The sequence below is a fragment of the Methanobrevibacter millerae genome (genome assembly GCF_900103415.1).
Taxonomy (GTDB): Archaea; Methanobacteriota; Methanobacteria; order Methanobacteriales; family Methanobacteriaceae; genus Methanocatella; species Methanocatella millerae.
The window spans coordinates 198,751-215,500 of sequence record NZ_FMXB01000001.1; the positions used below are offsets into that span (position 1 = coordinate 198,751).

Consider the following 16,750-nt stretch of genomic DNA (forward strand, 5'->3'; position numbering starts at 1 on the left):
CCTTTAATTATCAATACTTTAATATACTATTAATTATTAAATTATATTTATTCTATTTAATTTATTTTTTGGAGGAAATATCTTGGACGATACAATTAAACTTACATCCGTCAGTGTCATTGTTGGAATAATTGTCGGTGTCATATCAGGATTATTCACAATAGGCGCATTAGGATTTAAAAACGATATGGTCGGCTTGTTGCTTGCCATTATAGCTGTTTACGCATTATCTAAGACTACTAATAAGATAGTAAATGAAGAATTAGACCGATCTCAAAAAATATGGGACTGGTTTTTCCCGTTCTTTTTCTCATGGATTATCGTATGGGTATTGATTGCTAACTATATGTAGCCGTAAAATATCCATATAAATACTATAAATAACGCGGTAATTAATAAAACTGGAGCTATTATCTTACTGACGGCAACGATTGAGCTTATCGTTGAGATAAGTTCGGTTGAGTTTTTAGGGCCGAAAGTGTTTAGATTCTTGATTTTTTTAGTTCCAGTTCCAACTTCAACTTCTTCCAAATCATCGATAGCTAATTTTATACTTTTTATTACATATTCTATTATTTCGGGCCTTTTTTCTATTCCGACCGGATTGTATCCCCTGGACAATGTATTTACGGTATGGGTATCCGTTGTCATCACTTCAATCTCGTCGATGTCCAGGTCTTTTGTTGCATCGATTATTTCCTGCCTGAAGCCTATTTCCATGTTGTTTGAATCAAATAGCACATATGCAGTTCTCTGATTGTCAACTTCAATGATCATGGTCTTCAATCCGCTTTCTCCGATTCCCTCATGCTTGTCAAGATCTCCCATGACGTCAGCATGACATCCGACCTTGATAGATTGGTATTCGACGTTTTCCACTTCAATCTTGTTGATGACGTCTATAAGGTCAAATACCTCAGCATTTCCGGGAAGGACTTCACCGCTTTCCGGAGTGAATGAATTGTGGCAGTCAACGATTATGGAATCCTTAACGTTACATTTGCTTATGCTCTGGGTCATCATGGTAAGGCCGACGCCGAATTCAATGTCGTCGCTTCCGTTCGGTGCGAATGTGGAAAGGATTACCATTCCCTTGTTGAAAAACTGCACTCCTACGTTTGCGGCATTGGAGGAATACCTTTTGAACGTACTTGCCTTTTTGGAATATTCCACTTCTGCAAGGCCTTCCTTCACGCTTTTTTCGATTTTGTCGATTTCTGAAGTTGAAATCGGGTTGAAGTCGTGTGTGGACGGTCCGTGAGCCACCATGGTGAAGTGGTCGAATTTGCCTGAAAGAATGGTAGGCATGTTGGATCCCCCGATGTTGCCGAGAGGTCCCGGATGCACGGACGGGGAAATGAATAATGACTTGATGCCATTTTCGCCCTTAAAGCTTATGAAAGTGACTAATGTATCAATTGATTCGCCCATATTCTCGAATGTGGATTCCAGAAGGTTTGACCCTTCGTTCATGTGGGCAATAAATAGGCTTATCAAATCCAGCATTCCGATTCCAAGATTTTTTTTCAAAGGTGAAGCGGCAACTATGATGAATGAATATATTGCCAGAACGAATATCAGGCATGCAACAACAGTCTTGATGATTATGTTGACCATTACCGGCGTTGAAAAGAATGACGCGTCAGTTGATAAAAAGAGTACCAGAACGCCCATGGCCAGTATTAATAACGGCTGGAATGTTGCGATAACGGCGGATTTTCCGAATCCTATTTGGGTTGTACTCCATAATACAAGAGTATTGAACCCGTAAATGAGTACGCATCCGAATACCATGGAATTAATCAGGAGGTCAATTCCAAATATCCTTGTAATGATTCCGCCGACAATGATTACAAATGCAAGGAAAGACATGGAAAGCAGTGATAAAAACATTGAATGCTTTATTTTCAGGTTTATTCCATGCAGTACCTTCACTCCCTGCTGGTTAAGGCTTCCGCTCAGTATGGAACTTATTCCCAATACTGCAAAGCTTATTATTCCTCCTGTTATTACGTCTGTGAAAGTCAATTCCTTAAGCGTAATGGAAAAATAGATAATTCCCGTCAGGAAACTTATTACTGCAATACCGCAAATTGACTTTTCCGTATTCGGAAGGGTTTTAATATATTTTGACAATCCTGCAACGCTGCCCATACTTGACATACTTTCACACTTTATCCATTAACTTTATTAAATCTAAAAAATTTATATATATCTAAGTTTGTTTTTTTAAATAATATATATTTTATTATAGGTGTAATAAATGGTGATAGATATTAACGTACCGATTAAAAATGAAAGTCTTGCTGATTTGAAAGCGGGTGACGTAATCAGCCTGACCGGACACATACTGACTGCAAGGGATCAGGCTCACAAAAGAATACTTGAAGAGGGTGCTCCAAGAGACATTTCCGGAGCCGCAATTTTCCATGCAGGACCAATTATCGCCGAAGAGGACGGAAATTACAGAATGGTGGCTATAGGACCGACAACTTCCATGCGTATGAATCCCTATCAAAGCGATGTAATCGCAATGGGTCCGAAAATAGTTATCGGAAAGGGAGGTATGGATGACACTGTCCGTCAAGCCCTGATTGAAAATGAGGCGATTTATGTTGTGGCGACCGGAGGATGCGCCGCTTTGTATGTTGATGCTGTTGAGGAAATAGAGAGCGTTGACTGGCTCGATTTGGGAATGCCTGAGGCAATATGGAATTTAAAGGTCAAGGATTTCGGACCGCTTATCGTTGCAATGGACAGTAAAGGCAACAGTTTATATGATTGAAGATACCATTATATAATATAATTTTAAAAATATGTATAGTTACTAAATTAAGGAGTTTTTGAAAATGTCTGACTTAAATGAACTTGCAGAAAAAAGATTAAAATCAAGAATTAGGAAAATTAAAAAATGTAATAAATCTGAAGAGGAAAAAGAAAAGTTTTTTTCTCAATTAGGTACTTCTTTTGAAATATTTTTCCCGCCTACCAAAAAATCTGACACCGTCAGCGACAGTTTAATGATATGGGTTACTCCTGAAGGAAAGATTCTCGACGCCGAATATTCCTATGAGGAACCTGAAGAAGAACAATACACTTCCATTCCATTAACTGAAAAAGATTTAAAACCATTTTTAGAAGCTTTATCAGATTTCAAATTAGAAATGGATGATATTTAAATGATAGTTAACAACTCATTGGATGAAGTCAAGAAAAGGGAAAATGCCCTTGCCATAATTAAGGATTGGGTTTTAAACAAGTCCCGTGATTCATTATACGACTTGACAGGTTTATCCGGAGGATTCATTGCAAGTCCTTCCGAAATTAACCTTCTGGAAACCTATGTCGGTCCGGCCATTTTCGAAGAGGAACTTCAAAAAGTCGGAATTGAGCATATGGGTGGTGAAAAGGTTCTCCCTCTAAACAGGACTTCATCAGGAATTCTTGCAACGATATTAACTCTTGTAGGTGAAAATACTAATGTGGTTCACTACCTGGCCAAGCTGCCTGCGCACCCTTCAATTCCAAGAAGCTGTGCTCTAGTAGGTGCCAATTACAGTGAAACAGATGATTTTGATGAATTTTTCATACCTGAAAACACTTCCCTTGTGGTAATTACCGGCTCCACGATGGACCATGAGGTCATTGACCTGGACAACTTCAAAAAGGTCATTGAAATGGCTCATGAAAAGGATATTCCGGTAATGGTTGATGACGCTTCTGGAGCAAGGCTTAGAACTGTTGTGTTCAACCAGCCGAAGGCATGCGATCTGGGTGCTGACATTTCAATAACAAGTACGGATAAGTTAATGCCGGGTCCTAGGGGAGGATTAATGGCAGGTAGAAAGGAATTGATTGATGAGATTAAGGTAAAGGTCAATCAGTTCGGTTTGGAAGCTCAGCCTCCAGCTATTCTTGCAATGGTAAACGGTATCAAGAATTTCGATGGAGACAACTTAATCAACAGCTTTTCAAGAAAGGATGAGCTATTGGAATTGTTGTCTTTAAGTTTCACCAATTTCAAATCCACTCCGACCGGGGTCATGATAACTCCTGAGGATTTGGCATCAGAGCTTGACGTGGAGCATAATCTCTCAGATGATGACGTTGCTTACGTATTCTCATTTATCTTATTGAAGGAGCATGGAATAATCACCATTCCTCCGGTATCAATGCCGGGAGCATCCGCTACAATAAGATTCGATTTATCAACAAGTGATGCTTTCAAGTTGGATTTGGATGATTTAAATAAAAAAATAGTATCTTCATTCAATAACCTTAAGGAATTGGTTATTAATGAAGATGAATGTAGGGAGATTGTATTTAATTTTTAATAATGCATTCTCCGGAAATTACTTTTTCTAAACTTCCGTCAATCTTTTCAACGACCAGTGCGCCTTCTCTGCTTATTCCTAAGACGTAAGCGTCATAAGGTTTACTGAATGGTTCCCTTACTTCCACAATCTTTCCGATTGAGTAGGAATATTTTCTCCATTCTTTCAGAATGGCTTCATATTCTCCATCCATGAATATTGAGCCAATTTTTTCAAACTCTTCAAGGAAGATTCTGATTACTTCATTTTCGTTGACTTTATGGCCAAGTTCAATGCCTAAAGTCGTTGTTCCTTCCTGAAGCTCTTCTGGAAGTTCATGAACGTCAAAGTTGGCATCGATTCCGACTCCGATAATGACGTTTTCAATGGTGTTGAATTTTGTAATGGCTTCTGTAAGGATTCCACAGATTTTTTTGCCGTTAATCATCACGTCATTAGGCCATTTGATTTCAGCACTTTCGATTCCAAGCTTTTCAAGGGTTTTCACGACTGCAACGCCAGTAGCTAAGGTAATCATTGAAATCTTTGAATGGTCCACCTGAGGATTTAAAACCATGGATAACCAGATTCCGCCCAACGGGGATTGCCATGCTTTTCCAAGTCTTCCTTTTGCTTTGCTTTGCTTTTCTGAAAGAATTACACATCCGTTTGAAACATTGTTTAGGGATAGGAATTTTGCAACAGTATTTGTGGACATTACTTCCTTAAAGATATACATCTCTTTTCCGATTATTTTTGTATCCAAACCATCAACGATTTCTTCCCTTTTCAGGTATTCGGTTTCTTCCTGTCCCATTTCCTTGATTATGTCTGCAAAATCATGGATTTTGACTTCACGGATTTCATCAATAGTCTTGTCAGATAACTTTTCTTCTCTTTTTAACAGGTTTATAATTTCATTTTCCATTTTAATCCCCATTAAATTATTTTTTAGCCTTATGACTCATTGCCATGTTTTGATAGGAACCGACCGCTGCAGAAATGGCAGCTATCTTTTTGCCAGGCATGAATGTGGATTTGAGCCTGTTAACGTAGTCCGCATCCTCGGCAATGACGTTATCCATTTCGCTTTCGATTCCTTTCTTGTACTGGTCAATAAAGTGAGTATTCAAATCTCCGCTAATGAAATTAGGGTTTCTCAAAACAGCCTTATGGAATGGAATTGTGGTTTTAACGCCTAAAATGATGTATTCGCTCAATGCTCTTTTCATTCTGTTAATGGCGTCTTCCCTGTTTCTTCCATAGGTAATCAGTTTGGAAATCATTGAATCGTAAAATGTAGGAATGGTATAGTTCATGTAGACTCCACTGTCCAGACGTACTCCCGGACCTCCAGGAGATCTGTAACCTGTAATTTTACCAGGATTAGGTGCAAAGTCATTTAAAGGATCTTCTGCATTGATACGGCATTCGATTGCGTGGCCGTTTACCTTAATGTCGTTTTGCTCATAGCTTAACTCTTCTCCGGCGGCAATCCTGATCTGTTCTTTAATGAGGTCCGTATTGGTTACAAGCTCGGTAATTGGGTGTTCCACTTGAATACGGGTGTTCATTTCAAGGAAATAGTAGTTTCCGTTGTCATAAAGGAACTCTACTGTACCTGCGCTTGTGTATCCGATGTATTCTGCTGCCTTAACGGCGCTTCCACCCATCTCTTCACGCAATTCATCGGTCATGATTGGGGAAGGAGCTTCTTCAAGCAGCTTCTGGTGTCTTCTCTGGATTGAACATTCCCTGTCCGCCACGTGAATGATGTTTCCATGTTCGTCAGCCAACAGTTGGAATTCAATGTGCCTTGGTTTTTCAAGGTACTTTTCAATGAATACAGTTGAATCACCGAAGTTTGTGGCTGCAACGGATTGTGTGGATTCGATTGCACGCACGAGTTCCTCTTCCTCATAGACAGCACGCATACCTATTCCTCCGCCTCCTGCAGAAGCCTTGACAATTACGGGATATCCGATTTGTCTGGCTATTTCCTTTGCTTCTTCAATATCGCTGACACCTTCGGGAGTACCTTCAATGACCGGAACGCCGGCCTTTTTCATCAATGCCTTTGACGTAATCTTGTCTCCCATTTCATGAATGACCTTTCCGCTAGGGCCGATAAGCTTTATTCCGTTTTTTTCACACTCTTCTCCAAATTTAGGATTTTCTGCTAAAAATCCGTATCCTGGGTGAATTGCATCAGCTCCAGCTTCATTGGCAATATTGATTATCTTTTCAATATTCAAATAGGATTTGGCAGGTGAAGGATTACCTAAAGGATAGCTTTCATCCGCATAATTTGTATAAAGGGAGGTCTTATCTGCATCAGAGTATACGGCTACGCTTTTTATGTCAAGTTCACGGCATGCACGCATAACCCTAATCGCAATTTCTCCTCTATTTGCAATTAATACTTTTTCAAACATTTGAAACCTCGAAAAAATTTTTCTTTAATAATATAATTATATGTAATACAAATAATAAATATGTTGATGAAATGAAAAAAATTACCAGAAAAAAACATCTTGAAATGAGAATTCAATCAATTCCAAATCATCCGAAACCAAAAGTGGAGCTTGAGCAGTACGCAACTCCCTCAGTCATAGCTTCCGATTTGCTCTGGAACGCTTTATCTCTGGGAGATATCGAAAACAGAAATATTCTTGACTTGGGTTGTGGCTGCGGAATATTCTCAATCGGTTCAATGCTTCTTGGGGCAAATTCAGCCATTGGCGTTGACATTGATGAGGACGCAGTTGAAATGGCTCGTAAATGTGCCGGTGATTTTGGCATTGACAATATTAATTATATAGTAAGTGATGTCTGTGAGTTGGGAAATGATTTTGATGTCGATACGATATTCCAGAATCCCCCTTTCGGATCTCAAAAGAGGGCGGACAGGGGAGCTGATTTGAAATTCGTCAAAAAGGCTTATGAATTGTCTCCTGATGTTTTGTATTCCTTTCACATGGCCTCAACTGAAGATTTTTTAATTAATTATTATGAAAGCCTGTCATTTACAATAACCCATATCTTCAGGTATTCATTCTCAATTCCAAAAATATATGAATTTCATACCAAAGAATCACGTGATGTTGACGTAATTGTCATACGGGCAGAAATTTAACTTAAAAAAGCTATTTAATTTTTTTAAGAACCTTATTTTTTTCCTATTTTTCATGCTAAAAAACAATACCTTTATATAGTAGATACTTGATATATAATAGTAATATATTCTCTGAGTATAAAAAAGTTGGTAGCATAAAAAGAGCTACGGGTATTATAATTGATATAATACTTTAAAAATGTGTAAATCTATTTTAGTGAAGCTATAGATGTAGGGTAATCTTTATATACTTTACATAATATATTATGTATGATGTATAAAGATGAGCTATCTATATTTATTCCAAATTCGTTTTTATCTGAGTCTAAAGACCTGAAGGTTCGTACTTACAAAGTGGGAATTCTAGGCAGGGCTTTGGCCGTGTTTCAAGCAGATAATGTGATTATCTACAACGATGATCATGTGAAAAATGAAGATGGGGAAAGTGACGCAGCATTCATGGCTGAAGTTTTAAGTTTTATGGACACGCCTCAGTACCTTAGGAAACAGGCATTTCCGATTAAAAAGGAACTCAAGCATGTAGGAATACTGCCGCCGCTTAGAACTCCGCATCATCCCTTGAATAATCAACCTGACGTCGGTGATTATAGGCAAGGTTTCACAGTCAAGCGAAACAATAAGGGAACGTTTGTGGATATTGGTATGGATAAACTTGCATTCTGCAAAGAGCAACTTTCAGTCAAAAAGATTTTTGACTTTAAAATTGCTAAAATAGCTAAGAAAGAAGTAATAGTCACACCTGATAAACCAGATGACATTTACTGGGGATATGATGTAATATCCTCTAATAAGAGTCTTAAAAATAGCTTAAAATTAATTAAACCGGATCTTGTAATTGAAACTACAAGATATGGAGATTATATTGATTCTATTTTTGATGAATTAAAGCATAAAGTAGAAGAATCTAAAAGTATTGCTATTTTATTTGGTGGCCCTTATTCTTCAATTCAGGAAGATGTATCTAATGCAAATTGGGATTTAATCAAATTAAATACCATTCCGAATCAGGGTACTGAAACTGTTAGAACTGAAGAGGCAGTTGTCGCTACGCTTTCTTTATTCAACTTTATGAGATATTAATTCACTTCGTTTATTAGTTTTTACACTGCTAATAGATTACTTGCTCAACTTTTTATACATTGATATTTTTGGGACTCTCCAAAAATAACTTAGCGCAGAATAATTTATGCATTGAATAAATTCTTTATTGTGCTTCAAATGAATTTTAGCTCATTTAGAATATATTAAAATAATATTTATCTAGTTGTAATCATTTTTACAGCTATTTATTATTCGATGAAATCGTGCTTGCATGGTTTTGTCAAAATGGCTTTTTTTTTAAAGCCATAAAAAAAATTTAAAATAATTGAAATAAAGGAAAAATGTATATTAAGGAGGTTAATGAATGGTAAGACATCACCAGCCAAGAAAAGGGTCTGTTGCTTTTAGTCCAAGGAAAAGAGCAGCAAAAGAAACCCCTAGAGTAAAGGCTTGGCCGCAAAATGATGAACCAAAATTACTAGGCCTCGCAGGGTATAAAGTCGGTATGACTCATGCTTTGGTCACAGATACCGATAAAAACTCTCCAACTAATGGTATGGAAATATTTACTCCAGTAACCGTATTGGAAGTCCCTCCGGTCGTAGTGATGGGAATAAGAGCATATGAAAGAACTTCTCGTGGATTGAAAGTAATCACTGAAGTACTTGCAGATAATTTGGATGAAGAACTCTCTAGGAAAATCTCACTTCCTAAAGAATACAACAAGTCTGAAGCTATTGCAAAAATACAAGGTGTTTTAGATCGCACAGAAGATATCAAAGTCTTAGTACACACCAATCCGAAAGTAACTAGCGTACCTAAGAAGAAACCGGATATATTTGAATGTGGTATAGGAGGAGCAAATCCTGAAGAAAAATTAAATACTGCTTTGGAATTATTAGGTAACGAAGTAAAAGCTAGTGACATCTTGAATGAAGGTCAGTTTGTTGATGCAATCGCAACTACAAAAGGAAAAGGATTCCAAGGTGTAGTTAAAAGATGGAATATTAGAATTCAGTATGGTAAAGCTACTAGAAGTGGTAAAGGAAGACACGTAGGTTCAATTGGTCCTTGGACTCCAAGAAGAACCATGTGGACTGTAGCTCAGGCAGGTCAAATGGGATACCATAAAAGAACTGAATTCAATAAAAAAGTGTTAAAAATTGCATCAGCTGATGAAGTTGATCAAATCAACCCTGATGGTGGATTCCTCAAATACGGTCTCGTTAAAAACGATTACGTATTAGTTAAAGGTTCCCTCCCAGGTCCAGCTAAAAGATTAGTAATTTTAAGACAAGCTATCAGACCTAGCAAGAAATCTGAGGATATACCTCAAATCACTTACATAAGTACAAAATCTAAACAAGGGGTATAATCATGAAGGCTAATGTTTATTCTATTAACGGGGAAGTTAAAGAAGAAATCGAACTTCCTGCAATTTTTGATGAAGTATACAGACCAGATTTAATCAAAAGGGCTGTTTTATCAGCACAATCTGCTAGAATCCAACCTTGGGGTAATGACCCTATGGCAGGTAAAAGAACTTCCGCTAAAGGATGGGGTTCAGGTAGAGGTACTGCTAGAGTTCCTAGGATTAAAAACGGTTCAAGAGCAGCTTTTGTACCAATGGCTATTGGCGGTAGACAAGCTCACCCAACAAGAGCTGAGAAAAATCATCACGAAAAAATCAACATAAAAGAAAGAAGATTTGCAATCAGATCCGCTGTTGCAGCAACCGCAAACAAAGAGTTAGTTGAAAACAGGGGTCACAGGGTAGAAGATCTCGAACAGGTTCCTATCATCGTTGAAGACGAAATCTGTTCTGTTAAAACCACAAAACAAACCCGTGAAATCTTCCAGAGCTTAGGCGTTTATGATGATATCATTCGTGCAAAAGAAGGTAAAAGAATCAGAGCAGGTAGAGGTAAAACAAGAGGAAGAAAATACAAAAAAGTAAAAGGACCTCTTTTAGTTGTCGGTGAAGATGATGGTATTAGCTTAGGTGCAAGAAACCACGCTGGTGTTGACGTTGTTGTTGTCGAAAACTTAAACGCAGAATTATTAGCACCAGGTACTCACCCAGGAAGACTTACTATTTACACTAAATCTGCTGTAGAAAAGTTAGGAGGTTTATTCCAATAATTTGGATAAATTAAGGTGATTATTATGGATTCATACTCAATTATTATTAAACCTCATGTTACTGAAAAAACCATGAACCTTATAGATGCAAATAATGAAATCACTTTTGTCGTTCGCCGTTCAGCCAACAAAGGACAAATCAAAAGGGCTTTTGAAGAGCTATACGAAGAAAAAGTAGCAAAAGTGAATACTCACATTACCCCTAAAGGTGAAAAAGTAGCATACATTAAACTTGTCGAAGAAGAAATGGCAGAAGAACTTGCTGTCAGAATAGGAGTATTCTAAGGAGGAATTTGAATGGGAAAACGTTTAATACATCAAAGAAGAGGTAAAGGAACTCCTACTCATCGTGTTGCTTCACATCGTTTTAAAGATAAAATCAGATACAGATCTTTCGATGCATTGGAAAAAGAAGGCAGTCTCAAAGGTATCGTAACTGATATCGTACACGACCCAGCCAGAACCGCTCCTATTGCAGAAGTTAAATTCGAAAACGGAGAAAAAAGATTTATATTGGCACCTGAAAGCATTCAAGTCGATGACGAAATTGAATGTGGTATTTCCGCTCCTATCAAATTCGGTAACACATTACCGCTCGCTGAAATCCCTGAAGGTACTCCAATTTATGATATCGAAAACACTCCTGGAGACGGAGGCCGTTTCGTAAGATCTTCCGGAACTTATGCTTCTTTAATTACTCACGATGCTAACCAAACTGTTGTTGAATTACCATCTGGAGAATTAAAATATCTTAACCCTAACTGCCGTGCAAGTATCGGTGTAGTTGCCGGTGGAGGTAGAAAAGATAAACCTTATCTTAAAGCAGGTAAAAGATGGCATGCTCTTAAAGCTAAAGGTAAGAAGTGCATGACCGTTAGAGGAGTAGCAATGAACGCAGTAGATCACCCTCACGGGGGAGGTAACAGACAACATCCTGGTCGTCCTACCACTATTTCAAGACACGCACCACCAGGAAGAAAAGTTGGTTCAATTGCAGCTAGAAGAACTGGATTAAAAAGATAGATAGAGGGTGTTTCATTGGCAAGAAAAGTATTTAAATATAAAGGTTATACTCTTGAAGAGTTACAGGAAATGTCTTTGGAGGAAGTAATGAAATTATATCCTGCAAGACAAAGAAGGTCTTTGAAAAGAGGATTCTTACCAAGACAGCAAAAAGTTTTGGATAAAATGAGAAAGTTGAATAAAGAAGGAACTAAAGATGGTCGTCCTGTTGTCGTCAGGACCCACTGTAGAGATATGATCGTTTTACCTGAAATGGTCGGAACCACTTTCGGTATTTACGATGGCCGTAACTTTGTTGAAGTGAAAATCACACCGGAAATGCTCGGTCATTACTTCGGTGAATATGCACCTACCAGACAAAGAGTTCAGCACGGTGACCCAGGTATGGGAGCTACAAGATCATCTATGTTTGTACCACTTAAATAGGGGATTAGATCATGGCTAATAATAAATATGCTTATAATGAAGAAGTTGATGAGGCAAAAACTGCACGTGCTATGGCAAAATCTCTCAAGATTTCCCCAAAACACAGTGTTGAAATTTGTAACGCAATCAGAGGAATGGAAGTAGCTAAAGCTAAAGCTTACTTGGAAGATGTTATTGAAATGAAAAAGTCTGTTCCTTTCAAAAGACACAACAAAGGTGTCGGTCACAGGAAAGGACAGGAAGGATGGCCTAGCGGAAGATACCCTGTAAAAGCAGCTGAGCAAATATTAAAAGTATTGGAAAACGCTGAAGCTAATGCTGAATACAAAGGTATGGATACTGAAAAACTGTTCATTGAACACATTTCAAGCCACAGAGGTATTATTATCAGAGGTTACATCCCAAGAGCATTCGGTAGAATGACTCCGTTCAATACACCTACAACTCATATTCAAATAGTTTTACAGGAGGCTAACTAATGATAGAAAAAGATTTTGTCACAGAGGGCCTTAGAAGAACCAGGATTGATGAATACTTAGAAAAAGAACTCGAAAGAGCAGGATACGGGGGTATGGAAGTTCAAATCACACCTTTAGGTACTATGGTCATCGTTTACGCAGAAAGACCTGGTATGGTTATTGGTAGAGGTGGAAAAAACGTCAGATCCATTACCAACACTCTTAAAAACGAATTCGGATTAGACAATCCACAAATTGAAGTTAAAGAGGTTGCTGTTCCTGAACTTAACCCTAAAATTATGGCTTACAAAATTGCTAACATGTTGCAGAGAGGTATGCACTTCAGAAGAGTTGCTTACTCCACCATCCGCAGAATCATGGGAGCAGGAGCTCAAGGGGTAGAAGTTACCATTTCAGGTAAAATCAGAGGTTCAAGATCTGCTGTAGCTAAATTCGTTGAAGGATATATCAAGAAATGTGGTGAACCTTCAATCAGATTTGTTGAAGAAGGTTTTGCAACCGTACAGTTAAAGCCTGGTGTATTAGGTATTTATGTAAGAATCATGCCTCCTAATACTGTATTACCTGATTCCGTAGAAATCCTTCCTCCAAAAGTAATCATCGAAGAAGAAGATGGTGAAGTCATTGAAGAAGAAATCGATGTTGAAACTGAAGAAGTCATCGAAGAGGAAGAAATCATCGAGGAAATCGAAGATTTAGAGGAATTGGAAGAAGTTGTTGAAGAAGAAGCTACTGAAGAAGTAGAAGAAGATGATAGTTAAATACTAAATTTAATTATCTTAAAAGAGTTGGAACAATGGCGATTTTAAGAAGTAAAGAAATTTGGGACATGGAAGTTGATGAGATTCAAGAAAAGTTAATTGAACTCAGAGCTGAATTATCCAAAAATGTTTCTAAAAGTGCAGCTGCCGGGGTTAACGAAAACCCTGGAAAAATTAGAGAATTAAAAAGAACAATTGCTCGTGTTCTTACAATATTGAATGAAAAACAGAAGGAGAATTAAATGTCAAAAATCTGTGATGTATGTGGGCTTCCTGAGGAACTTTGCGCTTGCGACGACTTTGCACGTGAAGTTCAGGCTGTAAAGGTCTTTACAGTCAGAAGAAGATTTGGAAAACTCATGACAATTATCGAAGGTATCGATGAACACGAAATAGATATTAAAGATCTCACAAAAACTCTTAAAGCAAAATGCGCCTGTGGCGGAACCGCCAAAAACGGTCAAATTGAACTTCAAGGAGACCACAAGGTCAGAGTCAAAGAGGTCTTGTCTGAAATGGGTTTCTCATCCGACAATATCGAAATTCGTGATTCCAAAAAAGGCGGTAAAAAGAGGAGATAATCCTTCGATATAGTTCAATAAAATTTTATAATTTTTCTGCATGATTTATTATAAATGTTTTAGTTAAGAGATTTGGGAACATGATAACTAAAAATAATTTGGTCCATCATGAGTTCATCGGATTGAATGTTGATGTAAAAAGCAAAACGGATAAATCTCTTAATTTATTTGGAACGGTTATTGATGAGACAAAAAACACCTTCAAAATTGAATCGTCGGGTCAGGAAAAGATAATTCCCAAAAAAGGTTCAATTTTCACTTTCGAGATTCCGTCTGGTGAAAAAGTCGAAGTGATTGGTGACATTTTGTCAATTCGTCCTGAAGATAGAATAAAAAAAAGGTTTAAAAAAATTTAAATGGTGATAATATGGTTGGGCTTAATGTTCAAGAACCAGAAACTACATGCGATGATCCTAACTGCCCTTTCCACGGGACTTTACCTGTAAGAGGTCAAGTTCTTGAAGGAGTTGTTGTCAGTAACAAGGCTGAAAGGACTATCAGTGTAGAACGTAGTTACTATAAATTCATTAGAAAATATGAAAGATACGAAAAGAGAAAATCTAAAATCAATGTTCACAAACCAGATTGCATGCATGTGAACGTTGGTGATTCTGTAAAAGTTGCAGAATGCAGACCATTAAGTAAGACTAAACATTTTGTTTTAGTTGAGGTTAAAGGAGAGTAAATAATATGAAACCATTAACATCAAGTGTATCTAAAGCATTACCTATTGGAGCAAGACTCCAATGTGTCGATAACACTGGTGCACGTGAAATCGAAATCATTTCCGTAAAAGGATTCAAAGGGGTAAGAAGAAGATTAGACGTTGCCGGTGTTGGAGACTTAGTTGTTGCTTCTGTTAAAAAAGGAACTGCTGACATGAGAAGAGAAATTGTCAACGCAGTTGTTATCAGACAAAAAAAGGAATATAGACGTGCTGATGGTCTTCGTGTTAAATTTGAAGATAATGCGGCTGTTATCATCACTCCTGAAGGAGTATTAAAAGGATCAGAAATTAGGGGTCCTGTAGCTAAAGAAGCAGCTGACAGATGGCCTAGTGTAGGTAGTGCAGCAAATATTTTAGTATAAGGTGAAAAAATGTCAAAACAACCAAGAAAACAAAGAAAAGCTCTTTATAATGCTCCTGCTCACGCTCGCGGTAAACACTTAAGTGCTACCTTAAGCAAAGACTTGAGAGCTAACTTAGGTAAAAGATCATTACCTATCAGAACAGGGGACAAAGTTAGAGTTCTCCGTGGAGATTTCAAAGGTCACGAAGGAGAAGTTTTAGGTGTTGATTACGGTTCTTACAAAGTTACTATTGAAGAAGTTACCTTATCAAAACCTGACGGAACTGCAGTATTCCTTCCGGTAGACCCATCTAACTTAATGATTATTGACGCTGATACAAAAGACGATAGAAGAATTAAAAATAGAGGAGATAATTAAAATGGCTAAAATGGGATCAAGAAAACATCTTAAAAGATACAAAGCGCCTAAAACTTGGCCAATTCATCCTAAAGAAGATACCTGGACAGTAAAACCTTCCGCAGGTGCTCACGCTATTGTTGATGCAATTCCATTAACTTTAGTTATCAGAGACATTTTAAAATTAGCTGATAACTCCAGAGAAGCTAAAAGGATCATCAACTCAGGTAACGTTTTAGTGGATGGCAGAGTTGTTAAAGATTATAAATTCCCAGTCGGTTTCCAGGACATCATTGAAATCCCAAAAACCGAAGAAATTTATAGAGTTCTTTTAGATACTAAAGGAAGATTACAATTACACCCAATTGATGAAAACGATTCAAAATTAGCTAAAATCGTTAATAAAACTACCATCAAAGGAGGTAAAACCCAATTAAACTTACACGATGGTAAAAACGTAATCCTTGAAGAAAATGATTACGCAGTTGGGGACGTTATCAGTTTAAAAGTACCTGAACAGGAAATCGCTGAAGTTTATCCTTTAGAAATCGGCGCTACCGTTCTAGTTACTGGTGGTAAACACACCGGTGAATTAGGTACCGTAACTGAAATTATTGAAAATAAATCATCAAATCCAAACACTATCTTAATTGAAAATAGTGCTAAAGATGAATTTTTAACTTTGAAAGATTATGCATTTGTAGTTGGCAGAGATGCTCCAGCAATTTCTTTATTGGAGGTAAATAAATGAACCCAATGAATGAAGTTAGAATCGAAAAAGCTACAGTCAGCATTGGTGTAGGAGAAGCAGGTGAAAAATTATCCCGTGCAATTACCCTTTTGGAAGAAATGTTCGATCAAACTCCTGTTAAGACTTACTCCACCGTAACCAACCCTGAATGGGGAATCAGGAAACGCCAACCAATCGCATGTAAATTAACTTTACGTGGAGAAAAAGCTGACAAAGCAATTGATATGGTTTTGGAAGGAATCAGCAGAAACATCAAACCTACTCAATTTGATGCTCAAGGAAACCTTTCCTTTGGTATTAAAGAACACATCGATATTCCTGGAATGAGATATAATCCTGATATCGGTATTTTCGGTATGAACGTTTCTATCACTTTTGAAAAACCTGGTTACAGAATTGCCAGAAGAAAAATCCAGCAAAAGAAGGTTCCTCAAAAGCACAGAATTTCCAAAGAAGAAACCATGAAATACATGGAAGAGAACTTTAACGTTAATTACGTAACTGAAATAGGTGATTAGATTGCCAAGAAAATATGGAAAAGCATCAAAAAAATGTACCCGTTGCGGAGACCATTCTGCTATGGTCAGTAGATACGGACTAAATTTATGCAGACAATGTTTTAGAGAAATCGCTCCTAAAATCGGATTTAAAAAATATAATTAAGGTGTT

Annotated in this window: 25 protein-coding genes; 22 read left to right on the plus strand and 3 right to left on the minus strand. The window is 37.5% G+C overall.

Features of this window, described 5'->3' with window-relative positions; genetic code table 11:
* Positions 1-82 precede the first annotated feature (82 nt).
* Positions 83-352, plus strand: a complete 270-nt coding sequence (locus tag F3G70_RS00970) for an EMC6-like membrane protein (RefSeq protein ID WP_149730842.1) — start codon at positions 83-85, stop codon at positions 350-352.
* Here the strand turns inward: F3G70_RS00970 and F3G70_RS00975 are convergent.
* Complete coding sequence (locus tag F3G70_RS00975) at positions 343-2,163, minus strand: DUF2070 family protein (protein WP_149730843.1); 1,821 nt, start codon at positions 2,161-2,163, stop codon at positions 343-345. The two genes, F3G70_RS00970 and F3G70_RS00975, sit on opposite strands and share 10 nt — an antisense overlap.
* Before the next feature lie 100 nt (positions 2,164-2,263).
* On the opposite strand from F3G70_RS00975, the gene F3G70_RS00980 reads away from it, so the two are divergent.
* The 3 genes from F3G70_RS00980 to F3G70_RS00990 all read left to right on the plus strand — a co-directional run bounded on the left by F3G70_RS00980 (position 2,264) and on the right by F3G70_RS00990 (position 4,334).
* Complete coding sequence (locus F3G70_RS00980; protein ID WP_149730844.1) at positions 2,264-2,785, plus strand: FumA C-terminus/TtdB family hydratase beta subunit; 522 nt, start codon at positions 2,264-2,266, stop codon at positions 2,783-2,785.
* 64 nt (positions 2,786-2,849) lie between these two features.
* A complete protein-coding gene (locus F3G70_RS00985; RefSeq protein ID WP_149730845.1) occupies positions 2,850-3,179 on the plus strand; it encodes a hypothetical protein in 330 nt (109 codons plus the stop codon).
* Positions 3,180-4,334, plus strand: coding sequence for a TIGR03576 family pyridoxal phosphate-dependent enzyme (locus F3G70_RS00990; RefSeq protein WP_149730846.1), 1,155 nt, complete (start codon positions 3,180-3,182; stop codon positions 4,332-4,334). It begins immediately after the preceding gene.
* Here F3G70_RS00990 and F3G70_RS00995 read toward each other — a convergent pair.
* Entirely contained in the window at positions 4,324-5,241 is a 918-nt protein-coding gene (locus tag F3G70_RS00995; protein ID WP_149730847.1) for a biotin--[acetyl-CoA-carboxylase] ligase, read from the minus strand. The two genes, F3G70_RS00990 and F3G70_RS00995, sit on opposite strands and share 11 nt — an antisense overlap.
* A 16-nt stretch (positions 5,242-5,257) precedes the next feature.
* Complete coding sequence (locus tag F3G70_RS01000; protein WP_149730848.1) at positions 5,258-6,748, minus strand: acetyl-CoA carboxylase biotin carboxylase subunit; 1,491 nt, start codon at positions 6,746-6,748, stop codon at positions 5,258-5,260.
* Between the two features lie 71 nt (positions 6,749-6,819).
* Here F3G70_RS01000 and F3G70_RS01005 point away from each other — a divergent pair, with 71 nt between their 5' ends.
* The 18 genes from F3G70_RS01005 (at position 6,820) to F3G70_RS01090 (ending at position 16,744) form a co-directional block, all read left to right on the plus strand.
* Complete coding sequence (locus F3G70_RS01005; protein ID WP_149730849.1) at positions 6,820-7,449, plus strand: METTL5 family protein; 630 nt, start codon at positions 6,820-6,822, stop codon at positions 7,447-7,449.
* 252 nt (positions 7,450-7,701) lie between these two features.
* Positions 7,702-8,529, plus strand: coding sequence for a putative RNA uridine N3 methyltransferase (locus F3G70_RS01010; protein ID WP_149730850.1), 828 nt, complete (start codon positions 7,702-7,704; stop codon positions 8,527-8,529).
* A 325-nt stretch (positions 8,530-8,854) separates the two neighbouring features.
* Positions 8,855-9,865 (plus strand): 50S ribosomal protein L3, encoded by a 1,011-nt coding sequence (rpl3p, locus tag F3G70_RS01015; protein WP_149730851.1) that lies wholly within the window; start codon positions 8,855-8,857, stop codon positions 9,863-9,865.
* 2 nt (positions 9,866-9,867) lie between these two features.
* A complete protein-coding gene (rpl4p, locus tag F3G70_RS01020; RefSeq protein ID WP_149730852.1) occupies positions 9,868-10,632 on the plus strand; it encodes a 50S ribosomal protein L4 in 765 nt (254 codons plus the stop codon).
* A gap of 24 nt (positions 10,633-10,656) precedes the next feature.
* Positions 10,657-10,917, plus strand: coding sequence for a 50S ribosomal protein L23 (locus F3G70_RS01025; protein WP_149730853.1), 261 nt, complete (start codon positions 10,657-10,659; stop codon positions 10,915-10,917).
* A gap of 12 nt (positions 10,918-10,929) precedes the next feature.
* Positions 10,930-11,655: a 50S ribosomal protein L2 gene (locus F3G70_RS01030; RefSeq protein ID WP_149730854.1), complete on the plus strand. Its 726-nt coding sequence runs from the start codon at positions 10,930-10,932 to the stop codon at positions 11,653-11,655.
* A gap of 15 nt (positions 11,656-11,670) precedes the next feature.
* The gene (gene rpsS / locus F3G70_RS01035; protein WP_149730855.1) at positions 11,671-12,081 is read left to right on the plus strand and encodes a 30S ribosomal protein S19; all 411 of its coding nucleotides are present in this window, start codon (positions 11,671-11,673) and stop codon (positions 12,079-12,081) included.
* Between the two features lie 11 nt (positions 12,082-12,092).
* Complete coding sequence (locus F3G70_RS01040; protein WP_149730856.1) at positions 12,093-12,560, plus strand: 50S ribosomal protein L22; 468 nt, start codon at positions 12,093-12,095, stop codon at positions 12,558-12,560.
* Positions 12,560-13,321 (plus strand): 30S ribosomal protein S3, encoded by a 762-nt coding sequence (locus tag F3G70_RS01045; protein WP_149730857.1) that lies wholly within the window; start codon positions 12,560-12,562, stop codon positions 13,319-13,321. Before F3G70_RS01040 ends, F3G70_RS01045 begins: the two co-directional genes overlap by 1 nt.
* Before the next feature lie 35 nt (positions 13,322-13,356).
* Positions 13,357-13,563: a 50S ribosomal protein L29 gene (rpmC, locus tag F3G70_RS01050; RefSeq protein ID WP_149730858.1), complete on the plus strand. Its 207-nt coding sequence runs from the start codon at positions 13,357-13,359 to the stop codon at positions 13,561-13,563.
* A complete protein-coding gene (gene yciH / locus F3G70_RS01055; RefSeq protein WP_149730859.1) occupies positions 13,564-13,902 on the plus strand; it encodes a stress response translation initiation inhibitor YciH in 339 nt (112 codons plus the stop codon).
* An 80-nt stretch (positions 13,903-13,982) separates the two neighbouring features.
* Positions 13,983-14,258 carry a ribonuclease P protein component 1 gene (gene rnp1, locus F3G70_RS01060; protein ID WP_149730860.1) on the plus strand — a complete coding sequence of 92 codons (276 nt, stop codon included), beginning with the start codon at positions 13,983-13,985 and terminating at the stop codon, positions 14,256-14,258.
* An 11-nt stretch (positions 14,259-14,269) separates the two neighbouring features.
* Positions 14,270-14,587, plus strand: a complete 318-nt coding sequence (locus tag F3G70_RS01065; protein WP_149730861.1) for a 30S ribosomal protein S17 — start codon at positions 14,270-14,272, stop codon at positions 14,585-14,587.
* A 5-nt stretch (positions 14,588-14,592) separates the two neighbouring features.
* Positions 14,593-14,991: a 50S ribosomal protein L14 gene (locus tag F3G70_RS01070; protein ID WP_149730862.1), complete on the plus strand. Its 399-nt coding sequence runs from the start codon at positions 14,593-14,595 to the stop codon at positions 14,989-14,991.
* A 9-nt stretch (positions 14,992-15,000) separates the two neighbouring features.
* A complete protein-coding gene (gene rplX, locus F3G70_RS01075; protein ID WP_149730863.1) occupies positions 15,001-15,351 on the plus strand; it encodes a 50S ribosomal protein L24 in 351 nt (116 codons plus the stop codon).
* A 1-nt stretch (position 15,352) separates the two neighbouring features.
* On the plus strand, positions 15,353-16,081 hold the full coding sequence (locus F3G70_RS01080; RefSeq protein WP_149730864.1) for a 30S ribosomal protein S4e: 729 nt from the start codon (positions 15,353-15,355) through the stop codon (positions 16,079-16,081).
* The gene (locus F3G70_RS01085; RefSeq protein ID WP_149730865.1) at positions 16,078-16,599 is read left to right on the plus strand and encodes a 50S ribosomal protein L5; all 522 of its coding nucleotides are present in this window, start codon (positions 16,078-16,080) and stop codon (positions 16,597-16,599) included. Before F3G70_RS01080 ends, F3G70_RS01085 begins: the two co-directional genes overlap by 4 nt.
* Positions 16,592-16,744 carry a 30S ribosomal protein S14 gene (locus F3G70_RS01090; RefSeq protein ID WP_188118015.1) on the plus strand — a complete coding sequence of 51 codons (153 nt, stop codon included), beginning with the start codon at positions 16,592-16,594 and terminating at the stop codon, positions 16,742-16,744. The genes F3G70_RS01085 and F3G70_RS01090 overlap by 8 nt, the downstream gene beginning before the upstream one ends.
* The last annotated feature ends 6 nt before the right edge of the window (positions 16,745-16,750 follow it).

Excerpts from the sequence above, each read along its gene's own strand:
- F3G70_RS01080 (WP_149730864.1), top strand. The coding sequence starts at position 15,353 with ATGGCTAAAATGGGATCAAGAAAACATCTTAAAAGATACAAAGCGCCT.
- F3G70_RS00975 (WP_149730843.1), bottom strand. The coding sequence starts at position 2,163 with ATGTCAAGTATGGGCAGCGTTGCAGGATTGTCAAAATATATTAAAACC.
- F3G70_RS01045 (WP_149730857.1), top strand. The coding sequence starts at position 12,560 with ATGATAGAAAAAGATTTTGTCACAGAGGGCCTTAGAAGAACCAGGATT.
- F3G70_RS00995 (WP_149730847.1), bottom strand. The coding sequence starts at position 5,241 with ATGGAAAATGAAATTATAAACCTGTTAAAAAGAGAAGAAAAGTTATCT.
- yciH (WP_149730859.1), top strand. The coding sequence starts at position 13,564 with ATGTCAAAAATCTGTGATGTATGTGGGCTTCCTGAGGAACTTTGCGCT.
- rpmC (WP_149730858.1), top strand. The coding sequence starts at position 13,357 with ATGGCGATTTTAAGAAGTAAAGAAATTTGGGACATGGAAGTTGATGAG.
- F3G70_RS01000 (WP_149730848.1), bottom strand. The coding sequence starts at position 6,748 with ATGTTTGAAAAAGTATTAATTGCAAATAGAGGAGAAATTGCGATTAGG.
- F3G70_RS01070 (WP_149730862.1), top strand. The coding sequence starts at position 14,593 with ATGAAACCATTAACATCAAGTGTATCTAAAGCATTACCTATTGGAGCA.
- F3G70_RS01030 (WP_149730854.1), top strand. The coding sequence starts at position 10,930 with ATGGGAAAACGTTTAATACATCAAAGAAGAGGTAAAGGAACTCCTACT.
- F3G70_RS01065 (WP_149730861.1), top strand. The coding sequence starts at position 14,270 with ATGGTTGGGCTTAATGTTCAAGAACCAGAAACTACATGCGATGATCCT.
- F3G70_RS00990 (WP_149730846.1), top strand. The coding sequence starts at position 3,180 with ATGATAGTTAACAACTCATTGGATGAAGTCAAGAAAAGGGAAAATGCC.
- F3G70_RS00985 (WP_149730845.1), top strand. The coding sequence starts at position 2,850 with ATGTCTGACTTAAATGAACTTGCAGAAAAAAGATTAAAATCAAGAATT.
- rnp1 (WP_149730860.1), top strand. The coding sequence starts at position 13,983 with ATGATAACTAAAAATAATTTGGTCCATCATGAGTTCATCGGATTGAAT.
- F3G70_RS01025 (WP_149730853.1), top strand. The coding sequence starts at position 10,657 with ATGGATTCATACTCAATTATTATTAAACCTCATGTTACTGAAAAAACC.
- F3G70_RS01005 (WP_149730849.1), top strand. The coding sequence starts at position 6,820 with ATGAAAAAAATTACCAGAAAAAAACATCTTGAAATGAGAATTCAATCA.
- F3G70_RS01010 (WP_149730850.1), top strand. The coding sequence starts at position 7,702 with ATGTATAAAGATGAGCTATCTATATTTATTCCAAATTCGTTTTTATCT.
- F3G70_RS00980 (WP_149730844.1), top strand. The coding sequence starts at position 2,264 with ATGGTGATAGATATTAACGTACCGATTAAAAATGAAAGTCTTGCTGAT.
- F3G70_RS01040 (WP_149730856.1), top strand. The coding sequence starts at position 12,093 with ATGGCTAATAATAAATATGCTTATAATGAAGAAGTTGATGAGGCAAAA.
- rpl4p (WP_149730852.1), top strand. The coding sequence starts at position 9,868 with ATGAAGGCTAATGTTTATTCTATTAACGGGGAAGTTAAAGAAGAAATC.
- rpl3p (WP_149730851.1), top strand. The coding sequence starts at position 8,855 with ATGGTAAGACATCACCAGCCAAGAAAAGGGTCTGTTGCTTTTAGTCCA.
- F3G70_RS01085 (WP_149730865.1), top strand. The coding sequence starts at position 16,078 with ATGAACCCAATGAATGAAGTTAGAATCGAAAAAGCTACAGTCAGCATT.
- rplX (WP_149730863.1), top strand. The coding sequence starts at position 15,001 with ATGTCAAAACAACCAAGAAAACAAAGAAAAGCTCTTTATAATGCTCCT.